The organism is Leclercia sp. CFBP8987, from assembly GCF_034044995.2.
GTDB lineage: Bacteria > Pseudomonadota > Gammaproteobacteria > Enterobacterales > Enterobacteriaceae > Enterobacter > Enterobacter tamurae.
The window spans coordinates 338,817-357,742 of sequence record NZ_CM188255.1; the positions used below are offsets into that span (position 1 = coordinate 338,817).

At 54.2% G+C, this 18,926-nt stretch carries 18 protein-coding genes and 1 tRNA gene; 15 read left to right on the forward strand and 4 right to left on the reverse strand.

Going from position 1 to position 18,926, the window contains the following annotated elements; genetic code table 11:
• The first annotated feature begins 95 nt into the window (after positions 1 to 95).
• The 10 genes from SOM40_RS01595 to SOM40_RS01640 are packed head-to-tail and all read left to right on the forward strand — an operon-like array spanning position 96 to position 11,780.
• Entirely contained in the window at positions 96 to 1,511 is a 1,416-nt protein-coding gene (locus SOM40_RS01595; protein ID WP_106993991.1) for an undecaprenyl-phosphate glucose phosphotransferase, read from the forward strand.
• Positions 1,501 to 2,787, forward strand: coding sequence for an outer membrane beta-barrel protein (locus SOM40_RS01600; RefSeq protein WP_166181346.1), 1,287 nt, complete (start codon positions 1,501 to 1,503; stop codon positions 2,785 to 2,787). The genes SOM40_RS01595 and SOM40_RS01600 overlap by 11 nt, the downstream gene beginning before the upstream one ends.
• Position 2,788: 1 nt before the next feature.
• Entirely contained in the window at positions 2,789 to 3,346 is a 558-nt protein-coding gene (locus tag SOM40_RS01605; protein WP_106993993.1) for a polysaccharide biosynthesis/export family protein, read from the forward strand.
• Between the two features lie 2 nt (positions 3,347 to 3,348).
• Positions 3,349 to 5,469 carry a GumC family protein gene (locus SOM40_RS01610; protein WP_320529821.1) on the forward strand — a complete coding sequence of 707 codons (2,121 nt, stop codon included), beginning with the start codon at positions 3,349 to 3,351 and terminating at the stop codon, positions 5,467 to 5,469.
• Positions 5,466 to 6,677, forward strand: coding sequence for a polysaccharide biosynthesis protein (locus tag SOM40_RS01615; RefSeq protein WP_320529822.1), 1,212 nt, complete (start codon positions 5,466 to 5,468; stop codon positions 6,675 to 6,677). Before SOM40_RS01610 ends, SOM40_RS01615 begins: the two co-directional genes overlap by 4 nt.
• Positions 6,674 to 8,050, forward strand: coding sequence for a capsular biosynthesis protein (locus SOM40_RS01620; RefSeq protein WP_320529823.1), 1,377 nt, complete (start codon positions 6,674 to 6,676; stop codon positions 8,048 to 8,050). The genes SOM40_RS01615 and SOM40_RS01620 overlap by 4 nt, the downstream gene beginning before the upstream one ends.
• Positions 8,047 to 9,045, forward strand: a complete 999-nt coding sequence (locus SOM40_RS01625) for a glycosyltransferase family 2 protein (RefSeq protein WP_320529824.1) — start codon at positions 8,047 to 8,049, stop codon at positions 9,043 to 9,045. The genes SOM40_RS01620 and SOM40_RS01625 overlap by 4 nt, the downstream gene beginning before the upstream one ends.
• Positions 9,045 to 10,256 carry a glycosyltransferase family 4 protein gene (locus tag SOM40_RS01630; RefSeq protein WP_320529825.1) on the forward strand — a complete coding sequence of 404 codons (1,212 nt, stop codon included), beginning with the start codon at positions 9,045 to 9,047 and terminating at the stop codon, positions 10,254 to 10,256. Before SOM40_RS01625 ends, SOM40_RS01630 begins: the two co-directional genes overlap by 1 nt.
• 1 nt (position 10,257) lies before the next feature.
• A complete protein-coding gene (locus tag SOM40_RS01635; protein ID WP_261644584.1) occupies positions 10,258 to 11,370 on the forward strand; it encodes a glycosyltransferase family 4 protein in 1,113 nt (370 codons plus the stop codon).
• Between the two features lie 2 nt (positions 11,371 to 11,372).
• Positions 11,373 to 11,780 carry a hypothetical protein gene (locus SOM40_RS01640; RefSeq protein WP_166181352.1) on the forward strand — a complete coding sequence of 136 codons (408 nt, stop codon included), beginning with the start codon at positions 11,373 to 11,375 and terminating at the stop codon, positions 11,778 to 11,780.
• Here the strand turns inward: SOM40_RS01640 and galE are convergent, their stop codons facing one another.
• Both galE and SOM40_RS01650 read right to left on the reverse strand, forming a co-directional pair.
• Positions 11,781 to 12,797 (reverse strand): UDP-glucose 4-epimerase GalE, encoded by a 1,017-nt coding sequence (gene galE / locus SOM40_RS01645; RefSeq protein ID WP_312190696.1) that lies wholly within the window; start codon positions 12,795 to 12,797, stop codon positions 11,781 to 11,783.
• Positions 12,798 to 12,918: 121 nt separating this feature from the next.
• Positions 12,919 to 13,845, reverse strand: a complete 927-nt coding sequence (locus SOM40_RS01650) for a glucosamine inositolphosphorylceramide transferase family protein (protein ID WP_106994002.1) — start codon at positions 13,843 to 13,845, stop codon at positions 12,919 to 12,921.
• A gap of 195 nt (positions 13,846 to 14,040) precedes the next feature.
• On the opposite strand from SOM40_RS01650, the gene SOM40_RS01655 reads away from it, so the two are divergent.
• From SOM40_RS01655 to SOM40_RS01665, 3 genes are all read left to right on the forward strand, one after another.
• On the forward strand, positions 14,041 to 15,465 hold the full coding sequence (locus SOM40_RS01655) for a DUF4832 domain-containing protein (RefSeq protein WP_320529826.1): 1,425 nt from the start codon (positions 14,041 to 14,043) through the stop codon (positions 15,463 to 15,465).
• Positions 15,466 to 15,584: 119 nt separating this feature from the next.
• The gene (locus SOM40_RS01660) at positions 15,585 to 15,878 is read left to right on the forward strand and encodes a type II toxin-antitoxin system TacA family antitoxin (protein WP_106994004.1); all 294 of its coding nucleotides are present in this window, start codon (positions 15,585 to 15,587) and stop codon (positions 15,876 to 15,878) included.
• A complete protein-coding gene (locus SOM40_RS01665) occupies positions 15,875 to 16,360 on the forward strand; it encodes a GNAT family N-acetyltransferase (protein WP_106994005.1) in 486 nt (161 codons plus the stop codon). The genes SOM40_RS01660 and SOM40_RS01665 overlap by 4 nt, the downstream gene beginning before the upstream one ends.
• Positions 16,361 to 16,621: 261 nt before the next feature.
• On the opposite strand, the gene SOM40_RS01670 is transcribed toward SOM40_RS01665, so the two are convergent.
• Positions 16,622 to 16,697: transfer RNA gene (locus tag SOM40_RS01670), tRNA-Phe, on the reverse strand.
• A gap of 172 nt (positions 16,698 to 16,869) precedes the next feature.
• Here SOM40_RS01670 and SOM40_RS01675 point away from each other — a divergent pair.
• Together SOM40_RS01675 and SOM40_RS01680 are read left to right on the forward strand one after the other, a co-directional pair.
• Entirely contained in the window at positions 16,870 to 17,712 is an 843-nt protein-coding gene (locus SOM40_RS01675; protein WP_320529827.1) for an AraC family transcriptional regulator, read from the forward strand.
• Between the two features lie 36 nt (positions 17,713 to 17,748).
• Entirely contained in the window at positions 17,749 to 18,339 is a 591-nt protein-coding gene (locus tag SOM40_RS01680; RefSeq protein ID WP_320529828.1) for a LysE family translocator, read from the forward strand.
• Here the strand turns inward: SOM40_RS01680 and SOM40_RS01685 are convergent.
• The gene (locus SOM40_RS01685; protein WP_106994014.1) at positions 18,336 to 18,911 is read right to left on the reverse strand and encodes a transcriptional regulator; all 576 of its coding nucleotides are present in this window, start codon (positions 18,909 to 18,911) and stop codon (positions 18,336 to 18,338) included. The genes SOM40_RS01680 and SOM40_RS01685 overlap by 4 nt on opposite strands.
• Positions 18,912 to 18,926: the final 15 nt, after the last annotated feature.

Below are 18,926 nucleotides of genomic sequence, written 5' to 3' on the forward strand. Positions count from 1 at the left end.
TTCCCGAAACGGCATTTTAACTTTTGTAATATATCCACAGGTGCAACGGGCACAGCAAAAATAATACCGAAGATAAATTATAAGTAGGGCTGGACATGCTGAGAAATTCGCAAAAGATCACCCATGGAAGTTACTCGGTATTCATTAAATTAATTGATTTCTTTTCAATTAATTTAATTTTAATACTCAGTGGTTGGGTATTGAAAATGGAATCTTTCGATACTGTAATTTTGATCAGCTTACTGTACTCCACTGCCTTTTTACTGTTTGGTGAATACACGCAGTGCTATCTCTATCGTCCTAAAAACAACAATTTGCGTAACCAAAGACGCCTGTTTTTGACCGCTTTTTTAGCCATCCTTTTTATCGGCCTGGTGCGTCTGCTGGTCGCGAAATTATACGCCTTAGGCTACGTCAGCTTTATCGACGTGCGTAATATTCCTGCTATGCCGCTCTGGTACGCCTCGCCGATCCCTTTTCTCTATGTCGTCCGTCTGATTATTTTTAAGCTGTCGGCGAAAAAGAAAATAAGGGTGGCCATTATCGGCATTACCGATAACGGCCTGGCGGCTGAACGGGCGCTGCGCCTGGAGTACGCTGACGTTCAACTGGACCTCGCCTTCTACGATGAGCGTGGCCCTGAGCGGCTTGGCGAGCTGGCCACCAAAATTACCAGCCCCTATAACGGGCCGGTGATCAAGCTGGTTGAAGAGGCCAATGCCGGCCGGGTCGACGAAATTTATATTGCCCTGCCGATGGTGGCGCTGGATCGCATCCGCCATTTTCTGGCGATGATGTCCGATACCACGGTGGATACTTATATTGTGCCGGACTTTTACGCTTACAGCACCAATACCTCTCAGATCCGTTCCATCCACAACCTGCAGACCATCGGCATTTTCACCTCCCCGCTGGACGGGGTGGGGGCGTTTATTAAACGCGCAGAAGATCTGGTGCTGGGCAGCGTGATTATGGTAATGATTGTGCTGTTAATGATCGTAATTGCCATCGGCATCAAACTCACTTCACGTGGGCCTGTTTTCTTCAAACAGGATCGCTATGGCCTGAGCGGGCAGAAGATTAAAGTCTGGAAGTTCCGGACGATGAAAGTGATGGAAAATACCGACAAGGTGGTTCAGGCGACACGAGACGATCCTCGGGTCACCCGCTTTGGCGCATTCTTACGTCGGACATCTCTGGATGAACTGCCGCAGTTCATTAATGTAATACAGGGGAATATGTCTATTGTCGGGCCACGGCCGCACGCTGTGGCGCACAACGAGCTTTACCGTAAGCAAGTCGAAAACTACATGATTCGCCATAAAGTAAAGCCTGGGATCACAGGTTTAGCGCAAATTAATGGCTATCGTGGCGAAATTGATGCGCTATACAAAATGGAAAAGCGAGTCCAGTACGACATTGAATATATTCAGAACTGGTCCTTTTGGTTAGATATAAAAATCATCATTAAAACCATTTTTAAGGGATTTGTCGGTAAGAATGCATACTAAAATTATTATTATCGCTGGGATGATAGCGTCTCCGGTTGCCGTGGCAGAATTAACGCCAAAATCACACATCGGTTGGGCGGGCATCGATTTTCAAAGCAACGTCGGTGTGGATTACGGGCATAACGATAACGTGACCTACCAGCATCACGATAGCGACGCTAAAGGCTCCGACTTCCAGGGGCTCAAGCCCGTGATAACGCTGAACGGGGAACGTGGGCAGGATAAATACCTGCTGATGTACTCCGGGGATTATCGCCACTACTCCAGCGATTCTACGGACGATTATGACGATCACCTCTTCCGCTTCAAAGGTGACTGGCGTTTTGGTCTGATGCATGGCCTGACCCTGAATCTTGAAGATTCACTCGGTCATGAGGCGCGCGGGCGCGGGGTGACGGAAGGATTTCTGCCTGAACAGTTCCGGCAATTTGGCGTTAGGTCACCGTTAACCACCAATCTGTTCAACAGCGAGCTACGCTATAGTTATGGTGCGCCGGACGGACGGGGAAGGGCAGACCTGGCGTTGATGCACCGCAAGTGGACCTTTGGCAATACCGGTCAGGTTGAAAGCCAGGATAAGGACTTCGCACAATATATCGACGAGCAGGAGTGGGATGAAAATACGCTGATTGCAGAAATTTTCGATCAGTACACATCTAAGACGCGTTTTCGCTATAGTTTTATTACCAACCAGTTTCGTTATGGCCATGCGTCGGAAAAAGACAGTAATGAATATTATTTGCGTTACGGCATTCAGTCGCAGGTAACGGGCAAAACAAACGTCGATGCGAACGTGTCGTGGCTCTATAAAACCTTTGAAAATAACCCCGGGTCGAAGGATTTCAACGGGATTAACTGGGATATTCTCGGTGAATGGCGACCTCTTCAGCAGTCAATTTTTACGTTAAGAACATCCCAAAGTATTAAAGACCCTTCCGAAGCGGGAGGATATAATTTAGTCACGGAATACGGCATCTCTTACAAACACCTATGGATGAACGACCGTTTAACGACGTTGCTTGATTACGCATACATCACCGAAGACTACAAAGATCAGGACAAGGATCGTCACGACAAGAATGGCGTGTTTTCATTTATTGTCGGTTATGACCTCACACCATCGATTAACGTTGGTGTGGAATATCATCTTGATACGCTTAAGTCTAATAAAGATACAGATACGTTTACCATCGGCCCCAACGATGACCGCGTAGTGACTGAAACGTTGGGCTATGATCAATCTTTGATTATGCTTACAGCTAAGGTTCAGATTTAAAATGAAAATAATTAAACTGTGCGCGTTTTTACTCCTCAGCATTGTTTTCGCTGGCTGCAAATCACCGCAGCCGACGTTAAAGGACAATAGCGTGGTTGATACAGCAAATTATTTACTGGGCTCCGGTGATACCGTCAACATTAACGTTGCCGGGCAACCTGACCTGACCATGAAAGTAGTACTTGATAATAGTGGGGCTATTAATTACCCCTATATTGGCAGGCTGGAATTAAAGGGCAAATCCGCAAGTCAGGTCGATGCAGAGATTACGCAACGCCTGCGTAAAGGGTTTGTGCTTAATCCCATGGTGACCGTGAATATTGCTGAATTCCGCAAATTCTATATCTCGGGTGAGATAGAGAATCCCAATGGTTATGCCTATGAACCAGGGCTGACCGTGGAAAAAGCTATCGCCTTAGGCGGGGGATATACCGACCGTGCAGACCGCAGTGACCTCAGTATTCGACAATCATCCACTGGCGAGTTACTCGAAAATGTTGATGTGACTCACTCCGTGCTCCCCGGTGATCTCGTAATTATAGGCATAGGGTTCTTCTGACCATGAAACTATCAATAGTGGAAAATGGCAAAAAGCGAGAAAGCGCTATCGATATCGCCAGATTTGCCAGTGAAATAAAAAAGAACCTCTGGAAAATCATTCTCGCCGGCATTATTGCCGGGGCGATTGCCTGGCCACTAATGAGTTTGATGCCGTCAAAATATGTCTCTACGGCCACGGTCCTGCTCAAAGCCCAGCCCGATAATGTCACCCCTTTCCAGAAGGTTGAGGGATATGACTCAACCCGTAATGGGTATTACGAAACTCAAAACGCGCTGATGCAGTCGCGCGTGGTGCTTGAGCAGGCGGTGCGTACCCTGAAGCTGGATCAAAATCCCGCGTTCACCGGCAGCAACGATGACGGCGCAACGGGGAAAGAGAGCGAGCAGCAGCGGATCGACAATGCGCTGAAAACGTTGAGCAAGAACCTCACCATTAACAGCGTGCGTACCACCCATCTGGCCACCGTCTCGTATGAGTCCACCTCGCCGCAGCTGTCGGCAGATATTGCCAACGGGGTGGCTGAGTCGTTTATCAATTACAGCTTAGGGCTCAAGCAGCAGAAAACGCTGCAGGCCAGCGAAGATAACCAGCACAAGCTGCAGCAGCTCAAGCAGCAGATGATCCAGCAGAAAACTGCGCTGGATGACTATCTGGCGAAAGCGGGGTTACTGACCTTCCGCGGCGTTGACGGGTTTGAAACCGAACAGATGGGCATTGTCACCAACCGTCTGGCGAATGCCACCGAGCGTCGGGTGGCGGCTGAGTCTATCTATAATGAAGTGCGTTCCGGTGGCGGCAGAGCCATCTCGCTGCCGTCGATCTCAAATCATGCCCAGATCCAGGATTTACGTATTGCGTTGATCCAGGCTAACAGCGAGCTTTCTCAGCTGGAGAAATCCTACGGGCCACAGCATGACAAAGTGATCCAGGCGCGGGCCCGTATCAGCGCGATCCAGGCGCAAACGGCGATGACCCTCAGAGAGCAGGAGGCCGGGTTACGCCAGAGCTACGAGGCGGCGGTGGCGGATGAAAAGAATTACCAGAAGCAGTTGGATGAGCAGCGCCAGAACTTCCAGAAGCTGTCGATGAAGCGCGAAGGCTACAACGAACTGAAGCTGGCACTGGATAAAACGGAAGAGATGTACAAGGTGGTCTACCAGCGTACGCAGGAGCTGATGCTGCCGGGCACCTATACCGATGCCGACGCGGAGCTTTACGATCCTGCCGTGCCCGCCACGCGTCCTGCGAAGCCGAATAAACCGTTGCTGATGCTGATGATCGTGCTGCTGGTGATGCTCTTCTACGTCATGTACGTGATGGTGAAAGCGGCGACGGACCGGTCTGTGAATACCCTCAGCCAGATGCAGAAACGGCTTAACCTTATGCCGCTGGGGGAGATTCGCCGCTTCAGGGGCGTGGGAGGACGGGGCAAGATCCGCGATCTGATGTTCAGCGATCCGCTCAATGCCGACGTTATTCACAGCATGCGTACGCAGATCATGCTGAGCAGTCACCCGCTGCAGGTTATCGCCGTCACCTCGGCGGAAGCCGGAGAGGGACGGACGCTGCTGGCGAACCTGCTGGCGAACTCCTTTAGCTTTGACCAGAAAACGCTGCTGATTGATATGGACTTCTTCAACAACGACGGTCTGTCGGGCGAGCTGGGCTCACCAAAAGCGCCGGGCGTGGCGGAAGTGCTGCGCGGTGAAGGCGACACTGACAGCGTGCTGGTGAAGGTCAACGATAAGCTCGATTTCCTGCCGCGCGGCAATACCCCGGTCTCGGCGCTGCTGCTGCTGTCGCCTGAACGGTTAAAACCGCTGCTCGAGACGCTGCGCAGCCGTTATCAGCGCATCATCATTGATGTGGCTGCGGTGAATCAGAGCCAGGAAGTGCAGCTGGTGAGCCAGGTGACGGATGGTCTGATCTTCGTCCTGAAAGCGGGCCAGAACAGTGCCGATACCATCGCCCATGCCGTTGATAAAGCCGCCAGCGATCGCTGCGTGGTGATCGGTGGGGTGCTGAATCAGGTGGTGGATAAAAATCTGGAGAGCAAAGAGGGGCTGCGTTCGCTCAACTACCATACCCATGAATTGATGAACAACACAGGCCGGGCATGAGCCTGCTCAGGAGCGCCTCCACGATCGCAGGGTCATCAGTTATTTCACAGCTGATTGGTGCCCTGTCGATCTGGCTCATTTCGCATAAGTACGATCTTGGCGAAGTGGGGCTCTACGCGCTCAACTACAGTATTGCCCTGATTGGGGCCCAGGTCTGTACCTTTGCCTCACAGCTGTTGATCCCCAGGCAGCCGGATGAGGAACTGGCGCAGAACGTGGTGTTTTGTCTCCTGCAAAGCCTGACCATCGCCGTCCCCTATGCCGTGCTGACGGGCTGGCTGTTTCATCAGAACATGCTCTTTCTGTACTTGCTTACGCTCTCGAATACCTGGGTGCTGGTGGCAGAAAACCTGTCGCTGCGGACGGCAAACTTTCGCTTTCTGGTGGTCCAGCGCATCTCCGTTTCGGTGGTGGTGGTGCTGTCCGTCCTGCTCACCCGCCAGGTGATGGCGTTTTACTGGATGTGGGCGATCCTGATGATGGTGCTGACCAGCGCCTGCATCATGCGGGCATTTGATCTTCGCAGCATCACCCTGCATCACCTGCGGCCCTCCAGTAACCTGGCGTTCCTGAAAAAAAATATTCATCACGTTACCAAAGTGGGCAGTGCCGAAGTGCTGGCGATGGCGAGCAACAACCTGCCGATTATGCTGATCAACTTCTGGTTCTCGGCCCTGACGGCGGGCTACTTCTCGGTGGTCAGCCGCTTCTGCCTGGCCCCGGTGGTGATCATCGGCAATGCGGTGCGCAATACCATTTTCTCGAAATGGTCGATTGATTTCAGAAACAACATCTTCAACTACGAAGAGTACACGAAGGTCCGGCTGCTGCTGTTGGTGCTGGGAGTGGTCTGCACGCTGGGCGTGTTTATCTTCTACCCGATTGTGATGAATCTGGGGTTCAGCGAGGAGTGGATCGCCTCCGTGCCGACTTCGCGCTATATGCTGCCGTACCTGTTCCCGGCGCTGGCGGTCTGTCCGCTGACGGTGATAGAGCTGATTTTTGGCTCGCACCGCTACTTCCTGCGGATCCAGCTTGAGCAACTGGCGATCGTGGGGATCGCGTTCGTCGTTGTGCCCTATTTCTACAATGACTATGCGACATCCATCATCTTATTTTCGATTCTGACGTTTATCCGCTACGCCTTTATCTACCTGAAGGTGAACAAGCGCGCCGACATTCTGAGAAACGGGTCAGTGACATCATGAATCTTAATACCGGACATTATTTACAGAGCTTCGCGCTGTTTACCCTGATCTTCTGCGGGCTGGTGCAGTATTTTACCGGTGAGCTGGCGGTACTGTGGCTGCCCTTTGTCATGACGCTGCTGATGGCCGGTTTCCTGGTATTGCAGACCCGCGAAGAGCCCATGCGACTGGATGTCCAGGAAGCCATCATCCTGACGCTGTATGGTGCTTTTATCGTACTGGCCGGTATGTCGACCCTCTTTCAGGGCGGGGCGCTGATTACCCTCGTCGGATTCAAGAACGAGATTGGGCTGTCGCTGGTAATGGTCTGCCTGCTGCTGGGCTTCTGCCGGGAATCGCAGATCTATCAGGTGACCCGGGCGCTGTACTGGGTGTTTTACATCCAGTTCCCGGTGGCCATTTATCAGCTGATCTTTGTCCTGCCGGAGCGCGTGGCGCTGCGCGGCGAGGCGGAGAAATGGGACTCGGTGGTGGGGACCTTTGGCGGCGATCCTATGGGTGGCGGCAACACTGCCGCGATGGGGCTGTTCTGTCTGCTGATCATGCTGCTTAAAGTCTCGGAATATAAACATGGGCTGGCCAGCTTCAAATCCATGGCGCTGCATATCGTGCTGGGGTTTGTGATGTGCATCATTGGCGAAGTTAAATTCGTGATCCTGCTGTCGCCGCTGCTGCTGGGCTGGGTGTGGCTGACCCCCTCCTGGGTTAAAGAGGCGAGCAAGGTCAACCTGGGCGTGCTGCTCTCTATTCTGATCGGCATGGCGCTGCTGATCGGGCTGGCGGTCGTCGCTCTGGCCTATACCTATTCAACGGCCTACGGCGGCGATACGGCGGAGAACCCCTTCGTGGTCTTCCTCGACTCCATGGATTACATCTTCGATCCGGACTTTATTACCCCCGGCGGGGAAGTGGGCCGCTTCACCTCTCTGCTGTTCTGGGCACAGCATAACGATCTGTCAGGGCTGCCGGGAACGCTGTTCGGCTACGGCCTGAACGCCACCAACAGCGGCAGCGCCGTCTCCCCTGGCTTCCTGCATCAGTATTATAACCTGTATCTCGATAGTACCTCCCTGAGCATGTTGTTATGGGAAGTGGGCGTGGTGGGGACGGTGCTGTTTGTGGGCCTGTTTATCTACATCCTGAAGGCGGCCCGGCCCGAGCCGGTGTTGTCTGTGGAGCAGCTCGATAAGCCGGACGTTCAGCTTCTGAGCTTTGCGCCGGCGTTTAACATCTTCGCCATCGCCTGTCTGCTCAGCCTGCCGTACAGCCAGATACTGATGATTACGCCAATGTTGCAGTTCTTGTTTTATATGTCGTTAGGTTCCAGTTTGATTATTCGCCGGACCGTACGCCGTCATACGGGGCATTATTGATGTACAAACCCTTTATTACCGTCAGTATCAAAACCTTTAACGAAGCCGAATGTATTGAGAAAACCATCGACAGTATCCGCAGCCAGCTGGGTACGTATCCGCATAAAATTATTGTTGCCGACAGTCTTTCAACGGATAACACCCAGCAGTTGGCCAGCGATAAAGGGGTGATGGTGGTGTCGTTAACCGAACCGACAGACCGCTGCTGCGGCGTCGGGCATCAGCTGGGCTACCTTCACAGCGAAGGGGAGTTCATCCTGCTGATGGATGGCGATATGGAGCTGGAGCCCGGTTTTATCGATCATGCGGTGGCGTTTTTGCAGAATAACCCGACGTACGCTGGCGTGGCCGGTACGGTGGAGATGGATGACGCCTCAAACTACGAATTTACCTCCCGCAAGCAGCGTATCAATAAAATCTACCCGCTGGGGGACAGCGACCATCTGGGTGGCGGCGGCCTGTATCGCCTGTCTGCGATTGCCGATATCGGCTACCTGACCAACCGCAGCCTGCACGCCTATGAAGAGGCGGAGTTAGGCATGCGCCTGCTGGCCGCGGGCTATAAACTGCATCGCCTGAACGTGCCCTATTTCCGTCATACCTCCTACACGATGCCGACCTTCAGGATGCTGCGCTATCGCTGGAAGAGCGGCTTCCATCAGGCGCCCGGCGAACTGCTGCGCAGCGCGTGGGGGAAACCCTGGTTCCGTGATGCGTTGATGATGGTGAAAAACGAAGTGATCTTTGCGAGCTACATCTTCATCGTGCTGATTGCCTTCTTCTCTTTCGACGTCAGCCTGATTGATATCGCGCTGTTGCCGCTGCTGGCCTTTATCCTGCTAAAAACCCTGCGTAACCGCTCATTAAAAAATGGCCTGAACAGCGTGATCAACCTCGCCGTGCTCTCTGCCGGACTGGTGAAAGGGCTTTTCCACCCGCAGCGCGATCCCCGGGTTCCGCCGGATAATAAAGTTATTCATGAACAGGTAGAGTAATGAAAGTCTTACTGGTGAATAAGTTCTTCTTTATCAAAGGAGGCGCTGAGACGGTCTATTTTCAGGAACGTCAGATGCTGAAAGAGGCCGGTGTGGAGGTGATCGATTTCTCCATGCAGCATGAGAAGAACTTTCCGTCTGAGTATGCCGACCACTTCGTCAGCAATGTCGATTATCACAAAGAGGGCGGCCTGCTGGCGGGGGCGAAAACCGCCATCAACTTTATTCACAACCGGGCGGCCTGTAAAAAAATGCGGGCGCTGCTGGAGCAGACGCGCCCGGAGATCGTCCATTTCCACAATATCTATCACCAGCTGACCCCGGCCCTGATCAAGGTCGCCCGGGATTTCGGCTGTAAGACCGTTCTGACCGCCCACGACTATAAGATTATGTGCCCGTCGTACTCGATGCTGCGCGACGGCAAAGTGTGTGACGCCTGCGTCACGGGCAGCGTCTTTAATGCGTTTCGCTATCGCTGCCAGGAGGGCTCGGCGTCGAAGAGCCTGCTGCTGTCGCTGGAGGCGACCTGGCAGTACATCGCGCAAAATTATCAGGCGCTGGACGTTATTGTCTCCCCGAGCGAGTTTCTGCGTAGCGAGCTGAAACGCTCTCTGCCGGATTCGCGCATCGATGTGATTGTGAACGGTATCAACGACAGCCACACGCCGGAGGCGGGGAAGGATGAGGGATACCTGCTGTACGTCGGGCGTTTGAGCCGGGAGAAAGGGGTCCCGACCCTGGCCCGGGCGCATCAGCTCATGCGCAATCACATGCCGTTAAAAATCGTCGGCCACGGGCCGCTGTATGACGAGATGGTGGTGGACTATCCCAACGCGGAGTTCCTCGGCTATGTGCAGCAGGGCCCGGCGCTGGATGCGTTGATTCAAAACGCCCGGGCCGTGGTGCTGCCGTCAGAGTGTTATGAAAACTGCTCCATGGCGGTGCTGGAGGCGATGTCATTCGCCCGGGCCGTGGTGGGCGCCCGCATCGGCGGGATCCCGGAGCAGGTACGTCACGGTGTGGAGGGATTGCTGTTTGAACCTGGCAACGCTCAGGATCTGGCCGATGCGCTGGACGTGATGGCGGAAAACCCGGCGCAGGCCCATGCGATGGGGCTGAAAGGCCGGGTACGGCTTTGCCAGAAATACTCACTGCGCAAGCACATGGAGACGTTGCAGTCGCTCTATCGCGAACTGCTCGACAGGCCATAATATGCCAAAAAAAATCACGGTGTTGGGTACCCGCGGGATCCCCGATGTATTAGGCGGCGTCGAAACCCATTGTCAGAATCTGTATCCGGCTATCCGCCAGCAATATGACGTGGAGATCTGCGTGATCGCCCGGTCACCCTATGTCCACTACCGGCGCTCGAGCTATAAAAATGTCGAGACGCTGGCGATCTGGGCGCCCAAAAAACGCAGTTTCGAAGCCATTGTGCACTCTGTTATTGCGGCGTTGAGGACATTCGTTGACCGATCCGATATTGTGCATGTTCACGCCATTGGACCCGGCCTCGTGGTGCCGTTGCTACGCCTGATGGGCAAACGTGTGGTCTTTACCCATCATGGGCCGGACTACGAGCGCCAGAAGTGGGGCAGGATGGCAAAAAAAATCCTGATGCTCGGTGAGAAAGTGGCGGTGAAGTATGCCCACGAAGTGATTGTTATTTCTGAGGTGATCAACCAGCTGATCCAGCAGAAATACCATCGCTACAATGCGCATCTGGTTTATAACGGCGTTAACGTGCCGGAGCCGCTGGCTGACGAGACCATCGACAGGATCCTCGGGCGGTATGAGTTGCAGCCCGGGCGTTATATCGTGATGGTCGGGCGGTTCGTTGAAGAGAAGGGGATGCATGATGCCATCGCCGCGTACCAGCAGTCGGGCCTGACGCTGCCGCTGGTATTGGTCGGGGATGCGGATCATGATACGGAGTACAGCATCCACCTGAAACAGCTGGCGTTTCAGACGCCCGGCGTCGTGATGACCGGCTTTTTAAAAGGTGAGGCGCTGCAGGTCGTCTTCTCTCAGGCCTCGCTGTTTGTGATGCCCTCGTACCATGAGGGATTGCCCATTGCGCTGCTGGAGGCGATGTCGTTTTCGCTCCCGGTGGTGGTGAGCGATATTTTGCCGAACCTTGAGGTCGGCTTACCGGCTGAGACCAGTTTTAAGCTGGGTAATGTCGCTGACCTGGCAGATAAAATGTCCCGATGGGCGGACTCACCCCGGATTGATTACGGCGATTTTTTGCAGCGTTACAACTGGGATGAGATCGCCAGAAAAACCGTGTCCATTTACCATAGATTAGACAAAACAATAGGTTAAAATTGACCAGTAAGCCCCGAAACCCGATTGTTATCGACCGTTTTTATGAAGTGCTTGATAAGGATGTCAGCGCCCAGCTGACCCCGGAGCAAAAAGAGGAGATCGAGAGCGCGATTGTCTCGGTTACCCTGGCGTCGCGGCACCGGATCGATTTCCGTAAAAGTTTTCCTTTCTTCGGCAAACGCCTCTATATGGTGTTCCTGCTGGGACGGGATCTGCGTGCCCGCTCGCGTCCGGAGTCAAAGCTGTCGCGTATCGTGGTGACGTTTCTTATCCTGTTCGCCACCCTGTTCCTGCTGTGTTGCGTGCTGCTGACGTTGTACATGATCAAATCTGCGCTGGGCATAGACGTTTTCCAGAACTACCACGTCGGGATTTGGGACTGGTGGCTCAATCTGAAATACCAGTAATCAGGCGCTGTAACCGCCGGGATTGTTCTTCTGCCAGTTCCAGGCGTCGCGCATCATCTCCTCGAGATTGCGCGTGGCCTGCCATCCCAGCTGCTGGCGTGCCAGCGATGAGTCCGACCAGCACTCTGCCACGTCGCCGGAACGTCTGCCGACAACCCGGTAGTTAATCTTGGTCTGGGCGGCTTTTTCAAAAGCCTTGATCAGATCCATCACCGAATAGCCCACCCCGGTACCGAGATTGATGGCCTTAAATGCCTCGCCCTCGTCTTTATGATCCAGCGCGGCCAGATGGCCGTGGGCGAGATCCATCACGTGAATATAGTCCCGCACGCCGGTGCCGTCCGGCGTCGGATAATCATCACCAAAGACCGTCAGGCACGGCAGCTTGCCGATGGCCACCTGAGAAATATAGGGCACCAGGTTATTCGGAATACCGTTCGGATCTTCTCCCAGACGCCCGGAGGGATGCGCGCCAACGGGATTGAAATAGCGCAGACAGGTGATCCTGAAGTGCGGCTCGGCGACGGAAAAATCAGCTAAAATCTGCTCCACCATCAGCTTGGAGGTACCGTACGGATTGGTGGTACCGCCGGTGCGCGACTGCTCGCTTAAAGGCACCGATTCGGGATTGCCATACACCGTGGCCGAGGAGCTGAAAATAAGACTGTGGATGCCCGCGCGCTGCATTTCATCCAGCAGCACTAGTGTCCCGACAACATTATTTTCGTAATAGGCGAGGGGATGGGCAATGGACTCTGAAACGGATTTAAGACCGGCGAAATGGATAACGTCGGTGATGGTGTATTGCGAGAAAAGGGTTTTTAACGCGTGACGATCCAGAATATCAGCGATGCAAATTACTGGCTGTTTGCCGGTTAATTCTGCGACCCGGCGTAATGACTCCTGCGAGGCATTAGAGAGGTTATCAAGGACGACAACATCTTCGCCTCTCTCCAGTAATGCCAGCACCGTATGAGAACCAATATAGCCTGCGCCACCCGTGACCAGAATTGCCATAATAAATCCCCCAAAAAGCCATCACCAGCCGACACAAAGACCCGCCGGAACAGAGATGCGCTTTCGCAGTATTTTATTTTGCCGCTCTGGTTAGCGTAGTGCGGCTTCCCGATATTGTCACTTAGTTGAAAAGCCGCTTACGGTGATTAACCATAATTTTATACGCCAGCTTTTTAAGCGTAGAGAGCAGGCTGAAGGTAAGGTGCTTGGTATCGTAGACAATATAGTTGTCGGTGAAGTTTAAGGTGTGGATCCCATCGCTGTTGTTAATCGACGCACTTATTTTCCCCACCAGTTTCTCCTGGTATTTATGCGGGGTTAACGTGGTTAATTCCTTAATGAAGATGGATTTCCCGTATACCTCAGGATGGCTCTCCTGAGTAAAGATGTAGGTTTTATTGTTGATGGAGTACGGCTTACCGGCCCCGCGAAAATGAACGTTGCAGACATCCAGGTTCGGGGAGATCAGGGTCCAGTCGCCCAGAATGCCCTCTGAGGTGTGAATCACCAGCTCGTTATCCATGGTGGTTGAGACCATGTAACTGACGCCATTCAACTCAAAGACCACGTTATCCGTGACGGCCATATCGGAGACCAGCACTTTGACCTTTTCCCAGCGCGCGGGGAAGTCGACGGACTGGAACAGAATCACTTCTTTGCGTTCTGACGACTCCGGGATCATGAACAGTTTCCCGTCGAGCTGGAACAGAAAGGGAAAAGAGAGATGGCATTTTAAGTCATCAAATCCTTCCAGCTTCAGATCATCGATCTCGTCGAGATTTTTATTGAGGATACGGCAGCGCAGCACCCCCTTCGAATTCAGAAAAGAAAACGCTTCATAAAAAACATACAGCAGATCGTTTTTATCAATAATAAAAGGATCGGCCTGGAAAGTATATTTTTTATCAAGCTGCTGTGCTTTGCTGGTACGCAGGATATCCAGCGTGTTTTCCGGGAAAACGTGCTGGCCATGGCTGTTAATGACCATGATGTCCCAGGACTCATGGAAGAACAGCTTTTTTATTATCCTGTTATTTTTATTAAACATTTTGCCGCGCTTCCCATCAAAAGGTATTAATAAATCCAGAGAGGAAAAGGATATTTCATAGTATAACAACCTTATGACGAATGGTTAGGCAAAGAAATAATAGGAATGGGTGAGTCCGGGATATATCGTATGAAATAAAATAAACTTTAATTCTGCCACAGCTTATTAACTGGCCCCAGGGTAAAGGAACATTCAATGCGCGTAGACAATCTGTCATGCAAAAAAAGTCGGTTGTGGCTGCTTGTTGCTGGGGTGCTCACCCTCTCATCGGGCTGGGTGAAGGCGGAGAGTACGGAGCCGCTGCAAACGGTGAATCCTCCGGCCATCAGCGGACTATTGACCAACCCGGGCAGTGGCGTGGCCCGTTTTCACGACCAGGACTTAAGCGTCGCGCAATATCCGGCGACAGGCCTCGAGTATCGTCGCTATTACTGGAGCGAAGTGGAACCAAAGGAGGGGCAGTACAATTTTGCGCTGGTGGATGAGGGGTTTGCCGCTGCGGCAGCGCATCAACCGGCGATGAACGTTGGCCTGCGGTTTATGATCCTTGATGGACCAGAGTCGGGCTCAGAGATCCCGCAGTGGCTGATCGATAAAGGTATCAAAGGCAGCTGGACGCCGGATCATAAGACCTTTGTCCCGGATCTGGACGATCCCACCTATCTGGCTTACGCCCAGCGTCTCCTTCAGGCGTTTGGCGCGCGTTATAACAACAATCCGGAGCTGGCGTTTATCGATATCGGGATGGTTGGCGCATGGGGAGAGTGGCACAACAGCAACTTCCCGACCCTGCAACCATTGCAGGAACGCTATCCTCCAGCGCTGCTCAACCGCTATGTCGACATGCACTTCAGCGCCTTCCCTGATACTCCTAAAATCATGCTGCTCAACGGCTATGATTCTGTGGCTTATGCGGCAAAGAGAGGGGCGGGCTGGCGGGCGGACTGCCTCGGCGACTGGCGCAACTTTAGCCGTACCTGGAGCCACATGAGCAATGATTATCCGGAGCGCATTGCGGCGGCAGACGCGGCCTGGCCGGGGTTTACCCAGGCGTGGAAAAAAGCCCCCGTCAGCCTGGAGATCTGCGGCCATATGGCGGAATGGCTGAGCGAGCAGAAGTATACCCGGGAAGAGGTGCAGGCCACCTTTGACTGGGCCCTGGCGCAGCATGCCAGCACCCTGAACCTGAAATCCACCGATGTGCCGCAGGTATACCGCGATATCCTCGACAAGGCGCTGGCAAAAATGGGTTACCGATTCCGGGTGGTGTCGCTGACCCATTCGGCAAGCGCCCGCCCGGGTCAGGCGGTTTCCCTCCATAGCCAGTGGGCCAACGACGGCGTGGCACCGATTTATTTGCGCTATACCCTCGCCTGGCGTCTACAGGACCCGCGCGGGAACACGGTCGCGCAGGGCAGCGCCGGGGATGATATCCGCCAGTGGCTACCGGGCAGGCACAGCTCGGCATATCAGCTGGCCACCCCGCGTAATCTGCAGGCAGGACGCTATCAGCTGGATGTGGGGTTGGTGGATAAAAACAACAAAGCGCGTATTCAGCTTGCTAACGAGGGGAAGCTGAGCGATGGCTGGTATCGGCTGTCGTCGGTGATGATTGAGTGAGGGCGCAGAAAAGCATTTGGTTCGCTACTCTGGTTCGTTCCTTCTAAATCTATCGTAATGACATCTGCGTTACGCATGTTGTATACTTAATATCCACATAAATCCAGGAGGACAACCCCATGCCAGCCGCAAACAGTATGGCGATTAAACGCGAAACTCTGAACTTGCGCATCAGACCCGCTGAGCGCGATCTCATCGATCGAGCGGCGAAAGCAAGAGGGAAAAACCGCACTGACTTTGTGTTGGAGGCCGCCCGTGCCGCCGCCGAGGAAGCGTTGATCGAGCAACGTATCATCATGGCCGATCCGCAAGCTTATCAGGAATTTCTTGCCCGTCTGGACCAGGCTCCTGCGCCCAATGCCGCGCTGCGTAAAACCATGCAGACCCCTGCGCCGTGGGAGCAGGAAAAGTGATCTCCGCGCCAGAACCGCTTCATGCCGGGCATATTCCTACCTCGTTTTGCTGCGGTGTGGATTCTATGGATAACTGGCTGAAACAGCGGGCGATGAAGAACCAGCTTTCTGGCGCATCCCGTACGTTTGTCTGCTGCGACGATGCTAAGGTGATGGCTTACTACTCGCTGGCTTCAAGCGCTGTGGTGACAAATAATGCGCCCGGTCGCTTCCGCCGCAATATGCCTGATCCTATCCCGGTTGTAGTGCTGGGCCGTCTGGCAGTGGATAAATCACTGCACGGGCAGGGCCTCGGGCGAGCGCTGATACGGGATGCCGGGCTGCGGGTGATTCAGGTGGCAGAGACTATTGGCATTCGCGGGATGCTTGTTCACGCTCTGTCGGACGAAGCGCGAGAGTTTTACCTGCGGGTGGGGTTTGAGCCGTCGCCAATGGATCCGATGATGTTGATGGTGACGTTGGGGGATTTGGTTAATGCCTGATTGATATTATTTGCAACCAATAAGGTGGTAGGGTCGTCTATTTAGATGCGGTATTAGCAAAAAGCAAAAACCCGCCTTTTGGGCGGGTTCTTTAAATAGTGGTGCCCGGACTCGGACTAACGCCGAAGGCGTTGAACAGCGCGCTCGTCGCGCTGGCCCCGAAGGGGTGAGCCGCTGGCGGCGAATAATCGAACGTAGTTCGATGGAGAGTCCGGTTCTCCAAAAGCAAAAACCCGCCTTTTGGGCGGGTTCTTTAAATAGTGGTGCCCGGACTCGGAATCGAACCAAGGACACGGGGATTTTCAATCCCCTGCTCTACCGACTGAGCTATCCGGGCAACGGGGCGCATTAAACCGCAATCACGTACGGTCGTCAACCTTATTTCGGGAAAAGCTGTTCAACTGCTTAAGTTTGCGGCAATCTGTCGGTTTGCGCGGCGATTTTGCACAAATCTTCCAGACACAGAGGTAAACCCGGGCAATGCTGACAGCGAAAAAGGGGGCGCGACAGTGAACGACTGGCTTGAGCTGCGACAGCATGCAGATACGGGAATTGAAACCATCAAGGCGCACTTTGAAGGGCACGCCTACGATCCGCACTGGCACGACAGCTATCTGGTGGGGATCACCCTCAGCGGCACCCAGCAGTTCCATTGCCGCCGGGAGCGCCACCGTAGCCATCCGGGGGATGCGTTCCTGCTTGAGCCAGGCGAGATCCACGACGGCGACGCGCCGGTTGCGGGCGGCTTCACCTATCTGACGTTCTATCTCGACGAGCGCTGGCTCATCCATACCCTGCACGGCCTGTATGATTCCACGCCCGGCAGTTATTCTCTGCATTTCACCCAAACCCTGTCTCGCGAGCCGCAGCTGGTGCGCACCATTGGCGACACCTTTGCGACGCTGCACAATGACGAGATGAAGATCGTCCAGCAAAGCACGATGGATAATCTGCTGGCGCAGCTCACCTCCCACTGTCACTGGCGCAAAAAATTACCCTCACAGTTGCAGAGCGCGGCAGTGGCGCACCGGGCGCGGGACTATCTCTATGCCCATCTCGGCGACAATATTGGTCTCTCCGACCTTGCCCGGGAGACCGGCACCGATCGCTTCACGCTCACCCGCTGCTTCAAGCGCGAGTTCCACCTGGCGCCCCATGCCTGGCTGATTCAGCTGCGGCTGGCGAAAGCGCGACAGTTTCTGGCGCGCGGGGATCTGCCCGTGGATGTGGCAGCGGCGCTGGGGTTTGCCGATCAAAGCCATTTAGGCCGCTGGTTCCAGCGGGCTTACCGGATCACACCTGCCCACTACCGTCGGTTGTGCACAAACCTTCCAGACGTTTCCAGAAAATAGCGGCAATGTCAGGGCTCTTATAATAAGGAGTCACCTGTGAATCTGATGCCGTTTCTGTTGTTTGCTTTTGTTGCCTCGATAACGCCGGGGCCCACCAATATCCTTATTCTGACCAACAGCCAGCATTATGGGGTAAAGGCGACCCTGCCTGCGCTGGTGAGCGCCTGCGTGGCGGCCAGCGCCATTGTGCTGATTTCGGGAGCCGGGGCGGGTGAGGTGCTGCGCCAGTATCCGCTGGTGCGGCAGGTGATGAGCTGGGCTGGCGTGCTGTGGTTAAGCTGGATGAGCTGGCAGCTGTTTTGTGCGCCCGCGGCAAACCTGTCCGGCGAAACGCATACCCACTTTACCGCGCGCGCAGCGGCGTTATTGCAGGTGATCAACCCTAAAACCTGGATGATGGCGCTGGCGGTGGTCAGCCTGTTTGCCCCGGCGGGAGAGCATGCGTTACGGGATATCGCCCTGATGGCGCTCTGGTTTCTGCTGATCTCCGTTGCCTGCCTGCTGTGTTGGGCATGGCTGGGGCAGGCGGTGAACAGGCTGTTTCGGACCGCGGCGGCGATGGTGCGTTTTCAGCGCCTGATGGCGCTGTGTCTCTTCATTTCTGCCTGGGCGGGGATGCTGGCTTAAGTCAGCGCCCCACCTTTGCGGCACTGCGCGAAGTGCAGAATATCTTCCGCCAGACGCTGTGCCGTATCGACATCGGCCTGGCTGCGGTTCACCAGCATCCGGCTGAGGCACCCTTCCATGATCAGATCCATCTGCTTTGCCACCATCGCCGGATCGTCCACTTCCAGGGTGGTCAGCAGCTCATGCGTAAAGTCATGCGAGGCGCGTTTTTGCTGGTCGGCAAGCTGGTGGATCGGGTGACCCGGATCCGGGAAAAAGGTACAGGCGGCAATAAACAGGCAGCCCGGATAGCGATGATTACGCACGCATTCGGTAAGCGCAGAGTAACGCGCCAGTAATTTTTGCTCTGCCGAAAGCTCGGTGTTGAGCATCAATTGTCTGCGCCAGGTATCTACCTGCTGGCTGAGATAGCGCAGAGAATCGTACAGCAGCGCCTCTTTATCGGGCCAGAAACGACGTAGTTCATCCAGAGGATAATTCACGCGCTCGGCAACCATCTCCAGCGAGGTGCTGGCTATCCCTTGAATTTCAAGCAATTGCAGGGTTGCGCCCAGAACATCTTCACGTTGCACGGTTTTCTCCTCCGT